This is a genomic window from Corallibacter sp. (genome assembly GCF_048381695.1).
GTDB lineage: Bacteria > Bacteroidota > Bacteroidia > Flavobacteriales > Flavobacteriaceae > Corallibacter > Corallibacter vietnamensis.
Window position 1 is genome coordinate 134,972 of record NZ_JBLXHI010000002.1, and the last position, 23,591, is coordinate 158,562.

Here is a 23,591-nt window from a genome sequence, read left to right on the forward strand (position 1 = left end):
TGCCTTATATTATTTATTTATATTTATTCTAAATAATGCAATTCGGTTAGGCATAAATTTTGTTTATCTTTACAAAACTAATATCAGCACTAAATGAGTTTATCTATTAGAATTCTATTCGCAGTTATCCTAATTCCTTTATTTAACTTTTCTCAAGAAGCAGAAGTAAATCCGCCAGACTACATTAAAACCATTATTTTTAAAGGAAGTAACACTCAAGAAAGTCAATTACCCGTTTTAAGACTTGGAGAATATATCTCTTTAGAATTTGATGCACTAAACGGAGAGGAAGATAATTATTACTACAAAATAGAACATTATAATTTTGATTGGACGCCTTCTCCGCTGGCTCGTGCAGAATTTATGGTAGGCTTTGATAATCAACGCATACGAAATTACGAAAACTCATTCAATACATTTCAAATTTACTCGCATTACAAACTTTCTATTCCAAATGATCGTACGCGTTCTCTAAAAGTTTCAGGGAATTACATGTTGAAAGTATTTAATGATTATGACGAACTTGTTTTTTCAAGAAAATTTATGGTTTATGAAAATGGAGCTAGTGTTGGTGTTAACATAAAACGCTCTAGAAATGTAAAGTTTATTGAAGGCAAACAAAGTGTTGATATTGTTGTAAATGCTACAGGAATTCGCTTTAACAATCCTTTACAAAATGTAAAAACAGTCATAATACAAAACAACAATCTTAATACCGCTATCACAGATTTAAAACCTCAATACACGATTGGTAATGAGTTAATTTACAAATACACAAACGAATCAAGTTTTTGGGCTGGAAATGAATATTTGTTTTTTGAAAACAAAGATATCAGAGCTGCAAACACAGGTATTCAATCCATAGAGTTAAAAGATCTCTATCACAATTATCTTTTTACAAACACAGTACGAGCCAACAAACCTTACACATACAATCCTGACATAAACGGAAACTTTTTAATTACCGCTATTGATGCTGATAATCCAGATATTGAAGCCGATTATGCATGGATTCACTTTTCTTTATTGGCTCCAAAAATGACCGATGGAAAGTCTATTTACGTTTACGGTAACTTTAATAATTACGCCCTTGAAGACAGTAATAAAATGACTTATGATGATGCATCAGGAGCATATTTTACAGAATTACTACTAAAACAAGGTTTTTATAGTTACAAATATGTTGTTGTTGATAAAAATAATAATATTGACGAAGGCGCTATTGGAGGAAACTTTTACCAAACAGAAAACAACTATAAGGTACTTGTTTATTACAGAGAGCTAGGTGCTAGGTATGATAAATTAATTGGTATTGGCGAAGCTTCATCCGTTGACATATCTAACTAAAGCGTTATTTAATCGAGTAATTACAGGATTTTTCCGTAATATCTTTTATTTTATTAATTTAGCATAACTCAAATACTATGAGCTACTAAAAAAATATGGTTCAACAAGTTACAAAAGGCATAAAAATATCGGTTGAAACAACCTTTGAAGGCACTTTTTATAAAAATTATAAAATACAGTTTGCTTATGGCTATAAAGTAACTATTGAAAACCAGAGTAAAGATTCTGTTCAACTTTATGCCCGACACTGGACAATAAAAGATGCTTTAAACAATGTTGAAATTGTTTCTGGTGAAGGCGTTATAGGGAAAAAACCTGTTTTAAAACCAGGAGAATCTCACACATACACTTCCGGATGCTTACTAACATCCCCTTTTGGGGCCATGCAAGGTTACTACAGCATGGTAAACTTCACAACCACAAAGAAATTTAAGGTTGCCATTCCATCATTTAAGTTAAGTGCTCCTTTTGCTCTTAATTAAGATTTCCTATCAAATCTAAAAAGTTGATCATGCTGTTTTACATGAAAAAACTTACAGTTTGAATAGTGCTCAAAAGTATACGGCTGTGAATAGTCAAAATCCTCACTATTTACTTGATAAGTTGCGTCAACATCAACATTTCCATAAGGAGAAATACGTCTATATCTAAAATCTTTTTCATTAAGCGCTGTTAACTCAAACCAAGCTCCTGCTGCAATACCAGACAACCATTGCGCATGATGTAATTTATTTGAAACTTCTTTAGGATTGGTAGTCCCTTGTAAATTTGGAGTATAACCTTTTAGCCTATCTAGAAAACACGCTCTATTTATGCGTCTTACTGACGATGTAAAAGCTGAAACATGTCCTTTATCACTTACTTCATATACATAATTTTCGGTATCCGCCAATACAACATTACCAACTGTACTTGGTGTAAAACGTTTAGAGTTTTTTAGTTTTCTCTTAACCTTTGCATTTGACACAGAAGCTATCAAGGTATCAGTTACAAATCGCGCGCAATTACATGCTTTTTTTATAAAAGCAGCATAACGAATAAAATGCAAATTTTGCATTTGACTGATGTGAGATCTGGCTTTTTTATAATCAACCTGACTACAAACCGAAGCATACAACGTACCATCTCCATGCGTTAGTTTAGGATGTGTAGCTAAAAACTCAAGAATGTCCTCTAGGTTTAAAACAGTATCATTTTCAATATCAGCAATAATAGGAAAATCTAGTTCACAATCTGTGTCTTTACCTCTTACACGACCATTAGGTTCAGGCGTTATATAACGACCAAAATCATGATACTCTAATATCCCGGTTGATTTTTCAATTAAAACCAACGCAGCATGTCCCGCTCTCACATGTGTTTTATTACCTATTCCAACATATTTTAAAAGCGGAGAATACCATTCTTCTGCATGAAGCACTATGGTTTCGGGGTAAGCTAATGTTAAGATAATTCCGGTATTAGTCATGAGCACATTCAGAAAATAGAAACGTTGACGTTATAACTTCGTTCTTTTGTAAGTTCTCAAAGCGCATTTCAACCTTATCAGAAGTTTTTGTTATTTGTGTTATACTTGTTGTTTTCACAAAATCTCTATCCATAACCAATCCGTAAACTTTATTTTCTTTATACGTAGTTTTATGGAAATGAAGCATACTTTCTGGTGTAAAAACAGCCTTTTCTTTAAAATCTTCAAACCACAATTTTCGCTCCTCTTTCATCGATTCGTTATACAAGGTAGAAGATGACCATAATCTAGGTTTTAAAGGCAGTTCTGAAACATGCTTCTTTTCGCCATCCCAAACTAATTCATAAAACTTTAATTGCGAATTCCAATCAACCACAACTATAGTAAAAGGCTCAACTTGATCTAAATTGTAGGCGTTTATAGATTGCATAACATCATTTGATATCAACAAATCTTTTACAACAACTCCTCTGCTTAATCTGTAGTTTTCTTGACGTTCATGCAATGTAAAACCTCCGTTAAGCAAACAAATCAAACGGTTTTTCTCACTAACACCAACCCATGTTCCTCCTGCTAAACCATCTTTAGGATACAATAACATGGTATCATTTTCTAAATAAAAATCAGGATCTATTGTTTTTCTATTAGGCGCTTCGTCTCTATTAGAGGTTAAAATAAAATCGTTATTCCCTTTAGGGATTATAGTCACAGTACACATAAAACTTATAGTCAGCAAATGAGTTAGCAACTTACAAAAAAAAGAGAAACTTTTTTAACGTGGATTTATTAGTGTTCAATCTTTTGAATAGTCAAAAAATCATACCTTTGCCATAAAATTATAATAACTATTTAAATAAAATAAACTCATGGGAAAAGGATTCTTTAATGTACCGATTGCAGTCAATGAGCCTGTAAAATCTTACGCACCTGGTTCTCCAGAAAGAGATGCTGTTTTAAACGCATACAAAGAGATGTTCAACAGTAAAGTAGATGTACCTTTATATATCAACGGAAAAGATGTTGAAACAGGTAACACCAGAACCATGTCGCCTCCTCATGATCATCAACATATTGTGGGAACGTATCATTTAGCTGAAAAATCTCACGTAGAAGAAGCTATAGCAACTGCACTTGAAGCAAGAAAAACGTGGTCTCAATTACCTTGGGAACACCGTGCTGGTATCTTTTTAAAAGCTGCTGAATTAATCGCAGGTCCTTACAGAGCTAAAATAAATGCTGCTACAATGATAGCGCAATCTAAAACAATTCATCAAGCAGAAATTGATTCGGCTTGTGAATTGATAGATTTCCTACGTTTTAATGTTCAGTTTATGACTGACATTTACATGGACCAACCAGAAAGCACAAGCGATGCTTGGAACCGTATTGAATATCGTCCGTTAGAAGGATTCACTTACGCAGTTACACCATTTAACTTTACAGCTATTGCTGGAAACTTACCAGCTTGTATGGCTTTAATGGGAAATGTTGTTGTTTGGAAACCAAGCGATAGTCAAATTTACTCTGCAAAAGTTATTATGGATGTATTTAGAGAAGCTGGTGTTCCTGATGGCGTTATCAACGTTGTGTTTGGAGATCCTGTTATGATTACTGATACAGTAATGGCTAGTCCTGATTTTTCTGGATTACACTTTACAGGTTCTACACACGTTTTTAAAGACCTTTGGAAACAAATAGGAAACAACATTCACAACTACAAAACCTATCCAAGAATTGTAGGTGAAACTGGAGGAAAAGATTTCATCGTTGCTCACAAATCTGCAAATGCTAAACAAGTAGCAACAGCTATTGTTCGTGGTGCTTTTGAATTTCAAGGACAAAAATGTAGTGCAGCATCTAGAGCTTATATTCCTTCAAACCTTTGGGAAGACGTTAAAAACTTTGTAATAGAAGATGTTAAATCATTCAAGATGGGTTCTCCAGAAGATATGAGCAACTTTATTACAGCTGTTATTCACGAAGGCTCGTTTGATAAATTAGCAAAGTATATTGATGGTGCAAAAGCTGATGCAGACGCTGAAATTATTGTAGGTGGAAACTATGATAAGTCTAAAGGGTATTTTATTGAACCAACAGTTATTTTGACTACAAACCCAAAATACACAACCATGTGTACAGAATTATTTGGTCCTGTAATCACTATTTATGTATATGATGAAAACCAATATTCTGAAACTTTAAAATTAGTTGACGAAACTAGCGAATATGCATTAACAGGTGCTATTCTATCAACAGACAGATATGCTATTGATGAAGCTACTAAAGCCTTACAAAATAGCGCAGGTAACTTCTATATCAATGACAAACCTACAGGAGCTGTTGTTGGTCAACAACCTTTTGGTGGTGCAAGAGCATCAGGAACCAATGACAAAGCTGGTTCTGCTCAAAACTTATTACGTTGGGTATCACCAAGAATGGTAAAAGAAACTTTTGTAACTCCTACAGATTACAGATATCCATTTTTAGGATAATTAATATATAACTTTTATTCAAAAAGCCTTTAAAATTTTCATTTTAAAGGCTTTTTTGGTTATTCATCCATACTACTAGTAAACAATCAATTAGTTGTCTATATTTATGTAATTAACAAACTAATGTATATGAAAAAAAGTTATTTTCTTTTCCTACTTCTTGCCACCTCAATCATCTATTCCCAAAACAAAAATCCATTTCAAAAATTCAACACTCTAGGTATGGAAACCTCTGTATTAATACCTAGTTCCCCTATATTAAACATTATAGATTACAACAAAAAAACTATAAATACTTCAAACTTCTATCAAGCATACAAAGCTATTGCCCATGGAGATTTACAAAATAGGTTAAAACCTTTGTCTAGCATTAAGGCAACAGAAAAGGAAAGCTATTTTACCAATATTATTCCACTTGCTATTTTACATTCAGAATTTGAATCTTTTACTAATGAAGCTTTACAAAACAACGCTGTTTCTAGAGATTCAGAAGGTTATTTAATTAGAAACAACCTTCAAGAAAACCTTTTTAAAAGAGAACACATAAGCATTGCCTCACCTTTACGCTCACAAAAAAGAGGATTACTAACAACTTTCAACCTATCAGAAGACAATATTATAAACACCACAAACAACGCAATAAACCTCATTGAAATAGATTTTAATGATGACCTTGGCTTTAGAAACATAAATACTAATGAGAATATTACTGTAAACTATCTTGAGGCAGGAGAGAAAAATATAACTTTTAGATTAACACTGTCTGATAATACCATTATAACGCGAACAGCCACAATAAACATAACATATTCTAATGAAGATTTAGAACAATATTACAACCGCAGTATAACCACCTTTACAGGAAGCACTATTGCCGATTTAAGTCCTTACGGAGAAACCACATCGTATCCTGGTGTTGGCGAGTATGAGTTGTTTTTAAGCAGCGATAACATCCTTGATAAGCCAATTTTTCTTGTTGATGGTTTTGATCCTGGTGACGGAAGACGTATTTCTGGAATTTATGAATTATTAAATTTTGAATCTGATGGCACTACGTCAAATTTAGGAGATTTAGTTCGTGAAGAAGGTTATGACATAATCATATTAAACTTCCCTGTTTACACAAGACTTTCAGATACAGCTATCATTGATGGCGGTGTAGATTTTATTGAGCGTAACGCTATGTTACTCGTTGATTTAATAAACCACATTAATTCAGAAAAAATAGGCACCAATCAAAATGTAATAATAGGACCAAGCATGGGCGGATTAATTTCACGTTATGCTCTAAATTATATGGAAAACGTTAATATGAATCACGACACAAGGCTATGGATTTCTTTTGACTCTCCACATCACGGTGCCAATGTCCCTATTGGATTTCAGCATCAGTTTAATTTTTTAGCCTTTGGACTAGATGATTTTTGGGTTTTAGGCGATCAAAATGTTGAGGAGTTACAACCTATTATCAATGGCATGTTAACATCATCTGCAGCAAGACAAATGCTGACTGATCAGTTTGAACCACATATTACAAATAGTGATGGCGTTACCTTCAACAGTTCCTTATCGTTACCAAGAGCGCATAATTACAAAAGCATTTTAGACTCTAGAATAAATGCACTAACAGACTCTGGATTTCCAGAATTACCTCGTAAAGTTTCTATTATAAACGGTAGTGGTAGTAATAATCGTTATCAAGATAATTCTGCTGCATCAAATGATTTAGTTCCTGGAAGTCAAATTCTAAATGCTGATATAAACATTATGACAGGTGCAGATCTTAAAGTGCAAACTTACTTTACTCCAAATGCAGGGTCTCAACTAACAACCAGTAAAGTTCATTTAGATTTTGCTTGGTGGTTTCCTTTAGCGAATGACAGAGTAAACAATGCTAGTAGTAGCTCTTTTTCATACTCTAACGGAATTGACGCTGCATCAGGCGGACTATTTGATATTGGTGGATTGACAGAAGACTTGGATACCAACGGACTTGTTGGGGAATTTTTAAATGCACTAAAAACTGATTTTTTTAATTTCATACCAACTGTAAGCGCTATGGCTTTTCAAATAACTTCTAATGAAATAAATTGGTTTCACTCACCTACAGGAATCACATCATCTAGAGGTGTAAATAACATCACTCCTTTTGACGCTTGGTATATGCCAGAGGAAAATGAACCTCATGTAACATTGACCGAACAAAATGTCGATTTTGCTTTAAATGAAATATTTCAAGAAACATTATCTACAAACATCTTACAACCTAATAACACTATTAGATTAACCCAAAATCCTGTAAGAAACAATTTAACAATATTAAGCTCTCATCAGTATGATAACACTAAAATATCTATAGTAGACACAACAGGTAAGCTGGTTTACACACAAACTTTAACTTTAAACAAGCTAACAAGCATACCAATAAATATAGCTTCAGGCTTATATATTTTAAATATTGAAACCCAAAACACGCAATCCTTAAGAATAAAACTGTTAGTTAAATAGAGTTTAACCCTTAAATTTCATAGGTAAATGCACTACTTTTTTTGTGTCGAAAAAATCTTCGTCATAAAAATCAGTAATGTTGTATATAGTTGCAGACTTATAATCTTGAAGCTCTTCAGATAAATCACCTCCTTTAAGGTACAATATCCCATTTTTAAGTTCGTGATTTTGTTTTTTAGCTACTTTACCTTTTACCCAATGTACAAACGTAGGCATTGCAGCAACAGCTCTACTTACTATAAAATCGTAGGTTTCATTTATATCTTCTACGCGTGTATGTGTTGTTTTCACATTAGTCAAACCTAATCCTTCAACAACCTCATTTACCACTTTAAGTTTTTTAGCAATACTATCTACTAAATGAAATGAACAATCAGGATACAAAATTGCTAAAGGAACACCAGGAAAACCACCACCAGTACCAACATCCATAATTTTTGCACCCGGATTAAACGGCATAACTTTTGCAATAGCTAAAGAGTGTAAAACATGTCGCAAATACAGCTCATCTATATCTTTTCTGGATACAACATTTATTTTTAAATTCCAATCTTGGTATAGTGATTCAAGCTTTTTAAACTTTTCAATTTGATCATCAGTTAAGTTTGGGAAGTATTTCTGTATAAGCTCCATATTGTAAATTTTTGTGCAAAAATAGCTAATTTCTTGTGCATTTTTTTGTGAAAAGTTTATTAAGATACCACCATATATTAATTATATTTGCCAAATAGTATCATAACGCTATTTTATTTTCGTTAGGTTATTAAAAAAACAACGCAATGACAAAACAAACACTTTCATTTTCACGTAATGATTCTGCTAAATTTTTCAGAACGCTTAACAAACGTGTAAATGCCTATTTTAAAGAAAACGACATAAAAAGAACAGGAAATTGGAAACTTTGGTTAAAAACCATTGTAATGTTTTCTATATTCTTAACACCATACTTTTTAATACTTACACTTAACATCCCAGGTTGGGCACAATTACTTTTAACAATAGTTATGGGTGTTGGTATGGCTGGTGTTGGTATGAACGTAATGCATGATGGAAACCATGGTTCTTTTTCAAATAAAGAATGGATAAACCGCTTAATGGGAAGTAGTATATACATTCTTGCCGGAAACGTATACAACTGGCAAGTACAGCATAATGTTTTACACCACACATATACAAATATTCATGGTCATGATGAAGATTTAGAAGCTGGTAGAATTTTACGTTTTTCTAAACATTCTGAATGGCACTGGCACCATAAATTTCAGCACTACTATTCTATACTATTATACGGATTGTTAACTATAAACTGGGCTATTACTACAGATTTCCAGCAAATGCACAGGTATATGAAACGAAAGTTATCATACGGAAAATTCCCAAACCCTGTGGCAAATTGGAGTAAACTAGTTATTTCAAAACTTATTTATGTTTCTATTTGGATTGTTTTACCTATTGTACTTACAGACATTGCTTGGTGGAAAATTTTACTAGGCTTTTTTGTAATGCATTATACTGCAGGATTAATTTTAAGTATCGTTTTTCAATTAGCACATGTTATTGAAGATGCCGAAATGCCTTTACCTGAAGAAAATGGCACTATGAAAAACACATGGGCAATTCACCAACTTTTAACAACTGTGAATTTCAGTACTAAAAACAGAATTGTAAACTGGTTTACTGGAGGTTTAAATCATCAAGTAGAGCACCATATTTTTCCTAATATTAGCCACATACATTACACTAAAATTTCAAAAATAGTTAAAGAAACAACTAAAGAATTTAACTTACCATACAACGAATACAAAACAACACGTAAGGCTATAATGGCTCATTTTAGATATTTACGAGAAATGGGAATGAAACCAGCCGTACAAGCCTAACAACAACACCTTTTTAATGAACAACCAACTATCTGACAGAATTAATAGCCTACCAACGTCTGCAACTTTGGCTATGGCTGCAAAAGCAAGAGAATTAAAAGCTGAAGGCAAAGATATAATTGGATTAAGTCTAGGCGAACCTGACTTTAACACACCTGATTATATTAAAGATGCCGCTATTCAAGCTATAAACGACAATTACAACTCTTATTCACCTGTTGATGGATATGTTGAATTAAAAGAAGCTGTTTGCTTAAAATTTAAACGCGACAACGGTTTAGATTACAAACCAAACCAAATTGTTGTTTCAACTGGCGCTAAACAATCTATTGCTAATGTTGCTCAAGTTTTATTAAATCCAGGTGACGAAATTTTATTACCTGCGCCTTATTGGGTAAGCTATTCTGCCATTGCAACACTATGTGAAGCTACTTATAAAGAAATTCCGTCTACTATTGAGAATGACTTTAAAATCACACCAGAGCAATTAGAAGCTGCAATTACACCTAAAACTAAAATGATTTTTTTCAACTCGCCTAACAACCCGAGTGGAACCATTTACAGCGAAGCTGAATACAAAGCGCTAGCTGCTGTTTTAGAAAAGCACCCTAATATATACATCCTATCAGATGAGATTTACGAACATATTAGCTATGGCACAAAAAACTTTAGTTTTGCATCCATACCTAGCATGTATGATCGTACCATAACCGTAAATGGATTAGCAAAAGCTTTTGCAATGACTGGTTGGAGAATAGGCTATATTGGTGCTCCAGAATGGATTGCAAAAGCGTGTACAAAGATGCAAGGTCAAATCACTTCAGGAACCAACTGTATTGCGCAACGTGCTGCTATTACAGCGTTGACCGAATCACCTTCGCGTGTACAGTTTATGGTTGATGAATTTAAAACAAGAAGAGAACTCATACTAGGTTTACTAAACGACATTGAAGGATTTAAAACCAACATACCAGAAGGTGCTTTTTATGTATTTCCTAATGTATCACACTATTTTGGTAAAACATTACGAGGTAAAACGATAAATAACGCTACCGATTTCTCTTTATTTTTACTAGAAGAAGCATTAGTAGCAACCGTTACAGGAGAAGCTTTTGGAAACCCTGATTGTATACGTATTTCTTACGCTGCAAGCCAAGAACAAATTATTGAAGCTTTAAAAAGAATCAAAGATGCTGTGAGTTAAAAATAAAAACTCAAATAAAAAAGCCACTTTTTAAAGTGGCTTTTTTTTATCCAAATACGATACAGCTTATCATAATTAGTATAATAATGATTGAACACACAACAACCTGTTTAATAAGTCGTTGTTTTCTTTCTTTTTGAAGTTTGACTTTAATAGTTTCAAGCATTTCTGGAGTTGCCTTTGGAAACTCTTTCATTTGAACGCTAGCATAACTGCCACTTAAAGCATTTGCCTCTTTTCTTTTTGCCACTAAACTTCTATTATTCTTTAAAGAATTATTAGCAGCCATCATTGAGCCTTCTCCTCCCATAACTAAAGTAGTTTATAAGTTTAAAATTTTCCATAAAAAAAGTCTTCTCAACAACCTGAAAAGGTTGTCAAGTAACGTTGATAAGTATAAAAGATAATATTGGAGTTTAGCCCAAGATGATCAGTTTAAGATCTAATAAAAAAGCTTCTTTAATATATAAGTAGCAATAGTATTATAAATGTTACAAATGCTACCTATTTCTCCAAAAGAACGGCGTAAAAAGAATAAGAACTGTAAACAGTTCTAAACGCCCTATAAGCATTAAAAACGATGCCCACCACTTGCCTAACTCAGGTAAGGCAGCATAGTTATTTACAGGTCCAAAGCTCCCTAAAGCAGGACCTACGTTACCTAAACTAGACGCTGACAAACCTATTGAAGATTCAAAATTAATTCCAAACATAGAGAACACCAAAGCACCAACAATAAAGGATAACATGTATAAAATGAAAAAGGCTAGAATATTAAATACAATATCTCCTGTAACCGCTTTAGTATTATATCGAACTGGTAATACTGCATTAGGGTGAAGTGCGCGTTTAAACTCTAAAAAACCATTTTTAATTAGCACCAAATGTCTTACTACTTTTACACCTCCAGAAGTACTTCCTGCGGAACCACCTAGAAACATAAGACCAAAGAAAAACACGACTAAAAATGGTGTCCATAATGTATAATCTGCCGTAATAAAGCCAGTTGTTGTAACCACAGTTAAAACTTGAAACAACGCATGACGAAAAGCACTTTCAGCACGACCCCAAACCATAGGATGATCAATTGTAGATATAGATAAATCGGCTTTAAAATAAATAATTACAGCTGCTATAATTGTAAATATTGTTATAAACTTAAAATAAAGTTTAAGTTCTTCATCATGTATAATTTTTTGAACTTTTCCTTTAAAAGCAAAGTAGCTTAAAACAAAATTTGTTCCTGCTAGAAACATGAAGAAAATAATTATGTACTGAATGATAGGCTCATTATTCCAGTAAGCAACACTTGCGTTTTTAGTTGAAAAACCACCTGTTGACAAGGTTGCCAACGAGTGATTAATGGCATCAAAAAACGACATTCCTGCCACCTTTAGCAAAAGTGTTTCTGCTAATGTGTAACCTACATAAATAAGCCATAATCGCTTTGCTGTATCTGTTATTCTAGGATGTAGTTTATCTCCTCCAGGACCTGGTGCTTCGGCAGCAAACATTTGCATTCCTCCTATTCCTAATAATGGTAAGATTGCTATTGCTAATACAATAATTCCCATACCACCAATCCAATGTGTAAGGCTTCGCCAAAACAAAACACCTTCTGGCACAACCTCTATATCGTTTAATATTGTTGCTCCGGTTGTTGTGTAACCTGACATGGTTTCAAAAAACGCATCTGTAAAACTCGGAATACTTTCTGTTATAACATAAGGCAATGCTCCTGACAATGACATAATAACCCAACCTAAAGCTACAACAATATAACCTTCACGTTTATTCATTTCTTTCTTATGGGATCTGGTAACAAACATAGTTGTTGCACCAGATAGCAATACTAAAATACCTGAAAGAAAAAGCCTAAAAGTAACGCCATCATTATAAATCAAGCTTATCAATGTTGCTAATAACATGAAACCGCCGTTAAATAATAATAACAGTCCTAAAAAATGAAAAATGATTTTATAATTTAGTCGCATTCTATAAGAATAGTTTTTCTACTTGCTTAATAGACCTTGGTAAACCACAAACTACAACACGATCGCCTTCTTGCACTTTAAAGCCTCCTAAAGCTGTGTAACCTTTGTCTTGACGAATAACACCACCTATAATTGCAGATCGAGGAAAATCTACATCTTTAATTTGCTTGTTGCAAATTAATGAGCTTGACTTTACTTTAAACTCTAATAGCTCAGCATTCATATTATTAAGCTTTGTCATAGCCACGACTTCACCTTTTCTTACATATCTAAAAATATTGTTGGCAGCTAGTAGTTTTTTATTGATCAAGGTATCAATACCAATAGATTGTGATAGCTCAAAATAATCCATGTTTTCAACCAAAGCAATGGTCTTTTTTACATTTTTTGACTTTGCTACCAAACAAGACATAATATTGGTTTCAGAGTTACCTGTTACCGCTATAAAAGCATCCATGTCTTTTATATTTTCTTCTTCAAGCAAGTCTACATTTCTACCGTCGCTATTAATAACAAGAACTTTAGGTAGCTCATCAGCTAGTTCAAAAGCGCGCTCTTTATCTTTTTCTATTAGCTTAATTTTAAACTTACTTTGACAAAGATCTCTAGCTGTTTTATAACCTATTTTACTTCCTCCAAGAATCATGACATTTTTTATCTCGGTATTGGTTTTACCTGTAATGCTACATAATTCTTCTGCACCACCTTCAGATGTAATAAAAACTACATTATCACCTTCTCTAAACTGTGTGTCTCCTCTAGGAATTATGGTATATTGTGTTCCAAAACGTTGAATTGCAATAGGCACAAAATGTATTTCAGGAAATATTTGAGCTGCTTCTTTTACCGTTTTACCAACAAAATTTGCTGTTCTAGGTAAGCTTAAACCAACCATAGTTAAGGCGCCATCGTCAAAGGCATAACTATCATTAAAAGCTGACTGATCTAGAGACAATCTAATTTCTGAAGCAGCAATAGATTCAGGAGAGATAAGCTCGTCTATACCAAACTTAGTAAAACCAACTTCTTCTTTATGACTTATAAATTCTGTGTTAGAGATTCTAGCAATGGTTTGCTTGGCTCCTAATTGTTTTGCCAATACACAAACTGTGATATTGGTAGTTTCTGAAGAGGTTACAGCAATAACCAAATCACTTTCTGAAACACGAGAGTCTTTTAAAATAGAAATAGACGTTGCGTCTCCTTTTACAACTTTGATATCTAAATGAGTATCTGCATAAAGTAGGCTATCTTTTTTAGTATCAATAAGAGTTATTTCTTGGGACTCATAAGATAGTAATTTTGCTAAATGAAACCCTACTTCACCAGCACCGGCAATAATAATTTTCATGTGTAGTTATACTATAAAGTAGTGCAAATATACTGTAAAATTTACGATATATATATTAATTCGTTAGAATACAAATATTTGTCGACAGATTGTTTAATGCAAGGCGAATAGCTTATATTTGCGAAAAAATTACATTTTGTCAAAAGTAACTCCTTATAAAGATAGTAACCTAGGAAAGAAAGAACAGGTTACAAAAATGTTTGATACTATTTCTGGTGATTATGATGGTTTAAACCGTGTTATCTCATTTGGTATAGACATAAAGTGGCGTAAAAAAGTTGTTGAAATAGTAGGCCGTAAAAATCCTGACACTATATTAGATATTGCTACTGGAACTGGTGATCTAGCTATAAACCTAGCTCAAACTCAAGCAAAAAAAATTGTTGGCTTAGATATAAGCAGCGGTATGCTTGAGATTGGAAAACAAAAGATAGAAAAAAAAGGCCTAAATAGTACTATAGAAATGGTATTGGGTGATTCTGAAAACATGCCTTTTGAAGACAATACTTTTGACGCTATAACCGTTGCTTTTGGTGTGCGCAACTTTGAAACTTTAGAAAAAGGGCTTGCCGAAATATACAGGGTTTTAAAACCAAACGGCACATTTGTAATTTTAGAAACATCTGTTCCTACAAAAACACCTTTTAAACAAGGTTATAATTTTTACACAAAAAATATTTTACCTGCTATTGGTAAGATATTTTCTAAAGACAGAAGTGCTTACAAATATTTATCTGAATCGGCATCTGTTTTTCCTTACGGTGAAGCCTTAAACAATATTTTACGTAAAATTGGGTTTATAGATGTTAAAGATTTACCACAAACATTTGGCGTGGCCACAATCTATACATCATCAAAATAAAACTATGAAGCACATTCTTTTTATATGCTCCTTTTTGTTATTAACACAATCTGTTAATGCACAACTTTTCAGCAAAGAGCGAATAAGAAACCTTGACAATATTGATAAAAAAAGGCTATCCTATGGCTACACGCTTGGTGTTAATAGCTACTCATTTAATTTTGACTATGTTCAAGATAAAAAAGATATTTTAGTTGAGAAAAGCACAGGTTTTAACGTTGGACTTATTGGTAACTTGAGAATTAACGAGTATTTAGACCTTAGACTAGAGCCTACAGCTGTTTTTAACACCAGAACAATAACTTATGACAAAAGTTACTTTACTGGTTTTGAATACACAGATTCTGATTTAACCAGAGAAGTAAGGTCAACTTATATTCATGTACCGTTATTACTTAAAATTTCAACAAAACGCCTTAACAACTTTAAACCTTTTATTGTAGGTGGTGTTTCTACTGCTTTAAACTTATCAAGTAACGAAAATAATCCTGATGACAATAGTAATGGTCAGTTCAGAATTAAGAAAAACATGTATTTTTATGAAATTGGTTTTGGTATCGATTTTTATTTATACTTCTTTAAATTCACACCTTCTATTCGTGGTATTTTCGCTATCAATGATGAACTAGTTAGAGATGTTGACCCAAATAGTCCTTGGACAGGAAATATTCACAGCATGAAAACTCAAGGTATATTTATAAATTTCACTTTTCAATAGTAGCGCGCTTAAACTCACTTAAAAGTATTGCTGTTGCTGTAGCTACATTTAAGCTTTCTGTGGCTTGAATATTACCAAATCTAGGAATTGATATTCTTGAATTCACAAGATTTTCAACATCTTTTGAAATTCCATTTGCTTCATTCCCCATAACAATAACACCTTGTTTTGGAAGTGACTTTTTATAGATGTTTTCGCCATCCATAAAGGCTCCAAAAGTTTCAGTTTTACATGTTTCCAGAAAAACATTTAATGGCTTATAATTTATATTAACACGTGTTATAGATCCCATAGTTGCCTGAATCACTTTGGGATTGTAGCAGTCTACAGTTGCCTCGCTACAAACCAAATTTGTTATACCAAACCAATCACAAAGACGAATTATTGTACCTAAATTACCTGGATCTCTCACGTCGTCTAGAGCAACTATCAATTCATTTGTTGCAACAGGTTTGGGTTCAGGGATTTTAAATAGCGCTAAAGCTGTATTTGGTGATTTTAAAAAGCTTATTTTTTTTAAATCAGAATTTTCTATCAGTGTTTGATGTTTGGCATCAATATTGAAAGGTTCTGTGGTATATAAATGATATAGCTCTATTGAAGATTGCAACAGTTCCTGGATGGTTTTATAGCCTTCAGCAACAAACAAACCGTGGTTTTGCCTATATTTTTTTTGTTTTAAACTTGTTATAAGTTTTATTTGGTTTTTAGATAACATCAAATGTGTGTTTCTTTTTTTTTGAATGATTAAAAAAATAGAATTATAATTTTATCCTAAAATCATATTTCAAATTATATCATTTTAATATTTTTCAGCGGAAATAGTGTACTTTTGGGTTTATTATGAAACACATAGCTTACCGCTCAAAAACAATACATATATAATTACTAAATAATTAATACGTAATACTTGAAAATATTTTTATCAAAAATAGCATTATTTATTGTAATTACAGGATTTTTAGCGTCTTGCAACTCTGTAAAAAGAGTTCCTGCCAATGAGCATTTACTAACAAAAAACAACATTACTGTCAATGATAAAGTAAACAAAACTGAAACTATAAACAATTTACTTTACCAAAGGCCCAACAGAAAACTTGCTCGTATACCTTTACGCCTATACATTTATAATTCTGCAAGGCCTAATATAGATTCTATAATTAATGCTGGAATTGATAAAAAGCCTAAAAAGCGTGAACATTTAGAAAATTTCTTATCAAAAAAACAATTAGATAAATATGTTGAATCCCGAATTAACTTTAATAAGTGGTTAAAAAAAACAGGGGAAGCTCCTGTTATCATAGACGATAACAAAACTGAAAAGTCTACAAACAGACTTGAAGCATATTACTTTAATAACGGCTGGTTTAATGTTAAAGCGACATCTGAAACTGAAAAAGAAGACAACCAAAAAGGAGAAGTATCTTACTTTGTAAAAACCGGCGAACCTTATATTATAGATTCCTTATCTACTAAAATACTATCGCCTGTTGTAGATTCACTATACAAAATACAGGAACATAAATCACTTATAAAATCAGGAAAACAATACAAAACGGTTACGTTTGAAAACGAAAAAAATAGAATTACAGACTACTTAAGAAATTCTGGTGTTTATCATTTTAGTGAAGATTATGTCTTTTTTGAAATGGACACCATAAACACAAACAAAAAAGTAAATGTAGAGCTTCAAATTGAAAATCGAGCTATCAGAATACAAGACACAACTGTTAGAGAACCTTTTAAAATTTACAACATTAAAGATGTTAATATATATCCTGATTTCTCTTATAGCAATAGAAATAAACCCATTTTAGATTCAACAACCTACAAAGGATACAATTTATATAGCTATTCTAAATTACGTCACAGACCTAAAGCCTTAACAGATGTTGTATTTATAAAACCAAACGATGTTTTTAAAGACAGCGACAGGACAGACTCTTATCAACACATTAGCGAGTTACGAACCTTTAAGTATCCTAACATAGAGTATGTTGAAAACCCTGACACAACACTAACAGCAAATATCTATTTAACGCCTTTAAAAAAATTCCAATTAGGTTTTAGCACAGAAGTTTCACAAAGTAACATACAAGCCTTTGGAGTGTCACTAAACCCATCGTTACTAATGAGAAACATTTTTAGAGGTGCTGAAACATTAGAAATTTCTGCATTCGGATCTATAGGAGCCTCAAAAGATGCATCAAATGGTGATGACCGTTTTTTTGACATTCAAGAAATGGGTGTAAACCTGAACCTAACATTTCCAAGAATATTTTTTCTTTTCAACACCGAAAAAATTATTCCTAAAAACATGTCTCCGAGTACACGAATCAGTTTATCAACATCTAGTCAAACCAATGTAGGTTTAGACAAACAAACTTTTACAGGAGCTTTTAATTATAAATGGCGGCCATCAAATACAGTAACAAATAGATTTGACCTGTTTAACATTCAGTATGTAAGAAACCTAAACCCTTCAAACTATTTTAATGTTTACCAGAACTCATTCAACACATTAAATGATATAGCTACAAATATAAATTACGTTAACCCAGGCGAACCATTAAATATTCCTGATCAAGCCCAAGCATTTATAAACAAATCATTAAGTAATAGTCCACCTTCAGGATTAACAACAACAAACATTGCTACCATAAATAATATAGAAGAACGAAGACAACGACTTACAGAAAACAACTTAATATTTGCAACAAGCTATAGTTTTATAAAAGATAAAAGAGAGAATTTATACGACGAAGACTTTTCTATATTCAGATTTAAGTTAGAATCTGCTGGAAACTTCTTAACAGCTATTTCTAAATTAGCAGGTGTAGACAAAAACATTGATGACAATTACGAATTATTCAACGTAGTTTACTCTCAATATATCAAAACCGAACTAGACTATATTAAACATTGGGACATAGGTAGAAAAAATGTTTTAGCAGTAAGAGCATTTGGTGGTATTGCTATTCCATATGGAAACTCAAACAGTATTCCTTTTTCAAAAAGTTTTTTTGCCGGAGGTCCAAATGACAACAGGGCATGGTCTGCTTACCGTTTAGGACCAGGAAGATCTAATAGTAATAACGAGTTTAATGAAGCCAACCTAAAACTCGCATTTAATGTTGAACATAGATTTAACATTTTTGAAGACCTACATGGTGCTTTATTTATAGATGCCGGAAACATCTGGAATGCTTTAGATAATGTAGAAGATGACAAAGCTACTTTTGATAGTTTTAGCTCTTTAGAAGACATTGCCGTTGGTTCTGGTTTTGGTTTTAGATATGATTTTGGCTTTGTAGTATTTCGTTTTGATATAGGTTTTAAAACCTATGATCCATCTTACGGAAATCAAAACAGATGGTTTAATGATTACAACTTTAGAAATGCTGTTTATAACATTGGTATAAATTACCCTTTTTAAGCCATTTAATTTTCTTATTTTTGCTTTTTAAACAAAATTAAATTAAAAAAATGGCACACAATATAAAACCTGGAGTTGCAACAGGAAACGAAGTTCAAGAGATTTTCAAATTAGCAAAAGAAAAAGGGTTTGCACTTCCTGCAGTTAATGTAGTTGGCTCAAATACCATAAATGGCGTATTAGAAACTGCCAGAGACTTAAACGCTCCTGTGATTATTCAATTTTCTAACGGCGGTGCTATTTTTAATGCTGGTAAAGGATTATCAAACGACAATCAAAAAGCAGCTATAGCTGGTGCAGTTGCTGGCGCTAAACATGTACACTTAATGGCTGAAGCCTATGGTGTTCCTGTAATTTTGCATACAGACCACTGTGCTAAAAAACTATTACCTTGGATTGACGGTTTACTTGACGCTAGTGAGCAACATTTTAAAGAAACAGGAAAACCTTTATACAGCTCTCACATGATTGATTTAAGTGAAGAGCCAATTGAAGAAAACATAGAAATATGTAAGCAATACCTTGAGCGTATGAGCAAAATGGGTATGACTCTAGAAATAGAATTAGGAATAACTGGTGGTGAAGAAGATGGTGTAGACAATACAGATGTAGATGACTCTAAATTATACACGCAACCAGAAGAAGTAGCTTACGCTTATGAAGAATTAAGCAAGGTAAGCAGTCAATTTACAATTGCAGCTGCCTTTGGTAACGTTCATGGTGTATACAAACCAGGAAATGTAAAATTAACTCCAAAAATTCTTAAAAACTCTCAAGAATATATTTCAGAAAAATATGGTGTTGGTCATAACCACATCGATTTTGTTTTTCACGGAGGATCTGGATCTACAGTTGAAGAAATTAGAGAAGGAATAAGCTACGGTGTTATCAAAATGAATATTGATACAGATATGCAATATGCATTTATGAGCGGCGTGAGAGATTACATGAGTGATAAATCTGACTATTTAAAATCTCAAATAGGTAACCCAGATGGTGATGACTCTCCAAACAAAAAATATTATGACCCAAGAGTTTGGCTTCGAGAAGGAGAAAAAACTTTTGTAGAAAGATTAAAGAAAGCATTCGAAGATCTTAACAACATAAACACACTATAATTCAAAGATAAATTGCGATTTCCCTTAAAAAAATCGTTTATCATAAATCTAAAATCGTAAATCGATATGTCTTGGTTTAAAAGAAAAGAAAAAGGAATTCAGACTACAACCGAACAGAAAAAAGACACGCCTAGAGGCTTGTGGTATAAATCTCCTACCGGAAAAATAGTTGATACTAAAGAATTAGAGCAAAACTTTTACGTGAGCCCAGAAGATGGTTACCACGTAAGAATAGGCAGTAAAGAATATTTTGAAATTCTTTTTGACGATAACAAGTTTAAAGAGCTAGATATTAAATTAGAATCTAAAGATCCTCTAAAGTTTGAAGACACTAAAAAATATCCAGACCGTTTAAAAGCTGCTCAAGAAAAAACAAAACTAAAAGATGCTGTTCGTACTGCTGTAGGAAAATCTAAAGGGCAAGATTTAGTAATTGCTTGTATGGATTTTTCGTTTATCGGTGGTTCTATGGGTAGTGTTGTAGGTGAGAAAATAGCTCGTGCTGCTGATTACGCCTTAAAAAACAAAACACCTTTCATGATTATTTCTAAATCAGGAGGAGCAAGAATGATGGAAGCCGCTTTATCTTTAATGCAATTAGCAAAAACTTCTGTAAAGTTAGCTCAATTAGCAGATGCTGGCATACCTTATATATCATTATGTACAGACCCAACAACAGGAGGAACTACAGCTTCTTTTGCTATGTTAGGAGACATAAACATTAGCGAACCTGGAGCTTTAATTGGTTTTGCTGGTCCTCGTGTAGTAAGAGATACTACAGGACAAGAATTACCAGAAGGATTTCAAACATCTGAATTCTTATTAGAGCATGGTTTCCTTGACTTTATAACCCACAGAAAAGAGTTAAAAAACAAAGTAAATCTTTATATTGATTTAATTACAAATCAACCATTAAGAGCATAAAAAAAGCGAGCCAATTGGCTCGCTTTTTTTTCTTATATATTAAGGACTTTAAATAAAGATATTTATTACTGTGCCACTTTCAAAAGTAAAGGTTGCTTGATTATCACAATTACCATCACCATAATCTAATTCACCTGAAAACAAAGTTCGTTCCACTGACAAAATACCACTAACAAAGTAATAACACGTCATTTCTCTTCTTAAAGGCGTTAGTATTTCATAATTGTGAGTGTTTCCATTTACAAATCCAGAAGCCCAATATCCAGTTACCTCAAAAACATTATCAGTAAAAACACCACTACCAAAACCTTCAACCCATTCTCTAACAATTTGACCATCTCTTGTAGCTTCTACACCATTTGGCCAAGTAACCGTTAAGTTTACAGTATGTGTAAATTGTGGGTTGCCGTTTACATTAGATAAAGTTTTTAAAATTGTATTGCTGCCTGACACTTGCTTATTATCAAAATAGAAATTGTTTAATACATAACTCAAACTAATTTCTTCTGCATCAATATCGCGTGTATAAGTCAACACAATTTGCCCTCTATAAAGATGCCCTCTTATTACACAACCTTGAGAACTAAAATCAATAGTTAATTCTCTAAAATTCTGTTCAGCATCAATAGTTACCGTAGCACATTCGGGCATTAATTTACTTGAGCCAGCTACACCTCTAGCTTCTTCGCCTTCTTGATTCTCGTATGTCTCTATCATATAATCTTCTATTGAAGCTGTAACAACATCCATGTCAGATGATAAAATCATTTCAGAAATATCTTGGTCTTGAGACTGCATATTTACAGTGCTATTATCTTCATTATCACTACATGATGTCAATACAGCTATAAATAACAGAAAACATAAAGCACTTACTTTTAAAAAAAATCGTTTCATACGCTTGAATTTTTAGATAGGTTCATTATTTTTGTTAATAACATTTATAAAACGTAAAAGTTAGTAACAAAGTATTTTACGCTAAAAAAATACACTTACCAATTTAAAATAATAAATATTTACTATATTTGCCGCTCGAAAGAAAACCTTTCGTGTACATAACAATCATTTACAATAATATTAGAATGTATTTATCAAAAGAAAAGAAAGAAGAAATCTTCGCAAAACACGGTAACAGTAAAACAAATACTGGTTCTGCTGAAGGACAAATTGCATTATTCACTTACAGAATAAACCACTTAACAGAGCACTTAAAACAAAATCGTAAAGATTTTAACACAGAGCGTTCTCTAGTAAAATTAGTAGGTAAGCGTCGTGCGCTTTTAGATTATCTTACTAAAAAGGATATCATGAGATACCGTGCAATTGTAAAAGAATTAGGATTAAGAAAATAATCAAAAAGAGGCTTCGCGCCTCTTTTTTTCATTTATAACAACTCATTCGTTTGAGTATAACTAACGGATTTTGAAGAAGCTAATTATAGTTTTTCATTGGTCAAAACAACAACTACACACAACAACAACACAACGACCATTGTTTAATTAGAATTAAAAAATTTATGATTCCACAAACTTACAAAGAGGTCATAGACCTTGGTGACGGTAGAGAAATCTCTATCGAAACCGGAAAATTAGCAAAACAGGCACATGGTTCTGTTGTTGTACAATCTGGTAAATGTATGCTATTATGTACAGTAGTATCTAACTACAAAGCTGCAGACGTAGACTTTTTACCATTAACAGTAGATTACCGCGAGAAATTTGCTGCTGCTGGACGTTATCCAGGTGGATTCTTCAAAAGAGAAGCAAGACCAAGCGACGGTGAAGTATTAACTATGCGTCTTGTAGACCGTGTTTTACGTCCATTATTCCCAAAAGATTATCATAGCGAAACTCAGGTAATGATTCAATTAATGTCTCATGACCCAGAAGTTATGCCAGATGCTATGGCTGGTTTAGCTGCATCTGCTGCTATACAATTATCAGACATTCCTTTTGAAACTCCAATTTCAGAAGTAAGAGTTGGTCGTATTAATGGAGAATTTATCATCAACCCAACATTAGCACAATTAGCAGAATCTGATATCGATATGATGATTGGTGCTTCTGCAGACTCTGTAATGATGGTTGAAGGTGAAATGGATGAAATTTCTGAAGAAGAAATGACTGAAGCTATCAAAGCTGCTCACGAAGCGATTAAAGTACAATGTGACGCTCAAACAAGATTAGCTGAAGCTTTTGGTAAAAAAGAAACTAGAGAATACGAACCAGAAAGAGCAGACGAAGATTTAGCTAAAAAGATCCACGATATGGCATACGATAAAGTATATGC

Annotated in this window: 20 protein-coding genes and 1 pseudogene; 13 read left to right on the top strand and 8 right to left on the bottom strand. The window is 32.8% G+C overall.

Features of this window, described 5'->3' with window-relative positions:
* Positions 1-93: 93 nt before the first annotated feature.
* Positions 94-1,347, top strand: coding sequence for a type IX secretion system plug protein domain-containing protein (locus ACN5J3_RS04440; RefSeq protein WP_418510908.1), 1,254 nt, complete (start codon positions 94-96; stop codon positions 1,345-1,347).
* 95 nt (positions 1,348-1,442) lie between these two features.
* Positions 1,443-1,829, top strand: coding sequence for a Co2+/Mg2+ efflux protein ApaG (gene apaG, locus ACN5J3_RS04445; protein WP_417290293.1), 387 nt, complete (start codon positions 1,443-1,445; stop codon positions 1,827-1,829).
* Here apaG and ACN5J3_RS04450 read toward each other — a convergent pair.
* Together ACN5J3_RS04450 and ACN5J3_RS04455 are read right to left on the bottom strand one after the other, a co-directional pair.
* Complete coding sequence (locus ACN5J3_RS04450; protein ID WP_418510909.1) at positions 1,826-2,815, bottom strand: DUF6695 family protein; 990 nt, start codon at positions 2,813-2,815, stop codon at positions 1,826-1,828. The genes apaG and ACN5J3_RS04450 overlap by 4 nt on opposite strands.
* Positions 2,808-3,533 carry an NRDE family protein gene (locus ACN5J3_RS04455; RefSeq protein ID WP_418510910.1) on the bottom strand — a complete coding sequence of 242 codons (726 nt, stop codon included), beginning with the start codon at positions 3,531-3,533 and terminating at the stop codon, positions 2,808-2,810. Before ACN5J3_RS04455 ends, ACN5J3_RS04450 begins: the two co-directional genes overlap by 8 nt.
* A 148-nt stretch (positions 3,534-3,681) precedes the next feature.
* Here ACN5J3_RS04455 and pruA point away from each other — a divergent pair, with 148 nt between their 5' ends.
* A complete protein-coding gene (gene pruA, locus ACN5J3_RS04460; RefSeq protein WP_418510911.1) occupies positions 3,682-5,307 on the top strand; it encodes an L-glutamate gamma-semialdehyde dehydrogenase in 1,626 nt (541 codons plus the stop codon).
* 129 nt (positions 5,308-5,436) lie between these two features.
* The gene (locus tag ACN5J3_RS04465; protein ID WP_418510912.1) at positions 5,437-7,815 is read left to right on the top strand and encodes a T9SS type A sorting domain-containing protein; all 2,379 of its coding nucleotides are present in this window, start codon (positions 5,437-5,439) and stop codon (positions 7,813-7,815) included.
* Between the two features lie 3 nt (positions 7,816-7,818).
* Here ACN5J3_RS04465 and rsmG read toward each other — a convergent pair whose 3' ends face one another.
* On the bottom strand, positions 7,819-8,448 hold the full coding sequence (gene rsmG, locus ACN5J3_RS04470) for a 16S rRNA (guanine(527)-N(7))-methyltransferase RsmG (RefSeq protein ID WP_418510913.1): 630 nt from the start codon (positions 8,446-8,448) through the stop codon (positions 7,819-7,821).
* A 146-nt stretch (positions 8,449-8,594) separates the two neighbouring features.
* Between rsmG and ACN5J3_RS04475 the strand changes: the two genes are divergently transcribed.
* Both ACN5J3_RS04475 and ACN5J3_RS04480 read left to right on the top strand, forming a co-directional pair.
* Positions 8,595-9,695, top strand: a complete 1,101-nt coding sequence (locus ACN5J3_RS04475; protein ID WP_418510914.1) for a fatty acid desaturase family protein — start codon at positions 8,595-8,597, stop codon at positions 9,693-9,695.
* Between the two features lie 16 nt (positions 9,696-9,711).
* Positions 9,712-10,899, top strand: a complete 1,188-nt coding sequence (locus ACN5J3_RS04480; RefSeq protein ID WP_418510915.1) for a pyridoxal phosphate-dependent aminotransferase — start codon at positions 9,712-9,714, stop codon at positions 10,897-10,899.
* A gap of 46 nt (positions 10,900-10,945) precedes the next feature.
* Here the strand turns inward: ACN5J3_RS04480 and ACN5J3_RS04485 are convergent, their stop codons facing one another.
* From ACN5J3_RS04485 to trkA, 3 genes are all read right to left on the bottom strand, one after another.
* Positions 10,946-11,209, bottom strand: coding sequence for a hypothetical protein (locus tag ACN5J3_RS04485; RefSeq protein WP_418510916.1), 264 nt, complete (start codon positions 11,207-11,209; stop codon positions 10,946-10,948).
* 190 nt (positions 11,210-11,399) lie between these two features.
* Positions 11,400-12,893, bottom strand: coding sequence for a TrkH family potassium uptake protein (locus ACN5J3_RS04490; protein ID WP_418510917.1), 1,494 nt, complete (start codon positions 12,891-12,893; stop codon positions 11,400-11,402).
* Position 12,894: 1 nt separating this feature from the next.
* Positions 12,895-14,244, bottom strand: coding sequence for a Trk system potassium transporter TrkA (gene trkA, locus ACN5J3_RS04495; RefSeq protein ID WP_418510918.1), 1,350 nt, complete (start codon positions 14,242-14,244; stop codon positions 12,895-12,897).
* A 136-nt stretch (positions 14,245-14,380) separates the two neighbouring features.
* Here trkA and ubiE point away from each other — a divergent pair, with 136 nt between their 5' ends.
* Both ubiE and ACN5J3_RS04505 read left to right on the top strand, forming a co-directional pair.
* Positions 14,381-15,106: a bifunctional demethylmenaquinone methyltransferase/2-methoxy-6-polyprenyl-1,4-benzoquinol methylase UbiE gene (gene ubiE, locus ACN5J3_RS04500; RefSeq protein WP_417290304.1), complete on the top strand. Its 726-nt coding sequence runs from the start codon at positions 14,381-14,383 to the stop codon at positions 15,104-15,106.
* 4 nt (positions 15,107-15,110) lie between these two features.
* Positions 15,111-15,824, top strand: a complete 714-nt coding sequence (locus tag ACN5J3_RS04505; RefSeq protein WP_417290305.1) for a porin family protein — start codon at positions 15,111-15,113, stop codon at positions 15,822-15,824.
* Here ACN5J3_RS04505 and ACN5J3_RS04510 read toward each other — a convergent pair.
* The gene (locus ACN5J3_RS04510; protein ID WP_418510919.1) at positions 15,811-16,542 is read right to left on the bottom strand and encodes a TrmH family RNA methyltransferase; all 732 of its coding nucleotides are present in this window, start codon (positions 16,540-16,542) and stop codon (positions 15,811-15,813) included. The two genes, ACN5J3_RS04505 and ACN5J3_RS04510, sit on opposite strands and share 14 nt — an antisense overlap.
* A gap of 192 nt (positions 16,543-16,734) precedes the next feature.
* On the opposite strand from ACN5J3_RS04510, the gene ACN5J3_RS04515 reads away from it, so the two are divergent.
* The 3 genes from ACN5J3_RS04515 (at position 16,735) to accD (ending at position 21,302) form a co-directional block, all read left to right on the top strand.
* A complete protein-coding gene (locus ACN5J3_RS04515; protein ID WP_418510920.1) occupies positions 16,735-19,260 on the top strand; it encodes an outer membrane protein assembly factor in 2,526 nt (841 codons plus the stop codon).
* A 50-nt stretch (positions 19,261-19,310) separates the two neighbouring features.
* The gene (gene fbaA / locus ACN5J3_RS04520; protein ID WP_418510921.1) at positions 19,311-20,378 is read left to right on the top strand and encodes a class II fructose-bisphosphate aldolase; all 1,068 of its coding nucleotides are present in this window, start codon (positions 19,311-19,313) and stop codon (positions 20,376-20,378) included.
* 66 nt (positions 20,379-20,444) lie between these two features.
* Positions 20,445-21,302, top strand: coding sequence for an acetyl-CoA carboxylase, carboxyltransferase subunit beta (accD, locus tag ACN5J3_RS04525; protein WP_417290309.1), 858 nt, complete (start codon positions 20,445-20,447; stop codon positions 21,300-21,302).
* 48 nt (positions 21,303-21,350) lie between these two features.
* Here the strand turns inward: accD and ACN5J3_RS04530 are convergent, their stop codons facing one another.
* Positions 21,351-22,199 (bottom strand): hypothetical protein, encoded by an 849-nt coding sequence (locus tag ACN5J3_RS04530; protein WP_418510922.1) that lies wholly within the window; start codon positions 22,197-22,199, stop codon positions 21,351-21,353.
* 185 nt (positions 22,200-22,384) lie between these two features.
* Here ACN5J3_RS04530 and rpsO point away from each other — a divergent pair, with 185 nt between their 5' ends.
* Together rpsO and ACN5J3_RS04540 are read left to right on the top strand one after the other, a co-directional pair.
* Positions 22,385-22,654, top strand: a complete 270-nt coding sequence (gene rpsO / locus ACN5J3_RS04535) for a 30S ribosomal protein S15 (protein WP_106686917.1) — start codon at positions 22,385-22,387, stop codon at positions 22,652-22,654.
* A 164-nt stretch (positions 22,655-22,818) separates the two neighbouring features.
* Positions 22,819-23,591 (top strand): annotated as a pseudogene (locus ACN5J3_RS04540) (polyribonucleotide nucleotidyltransferase); the annotation flags it as partial.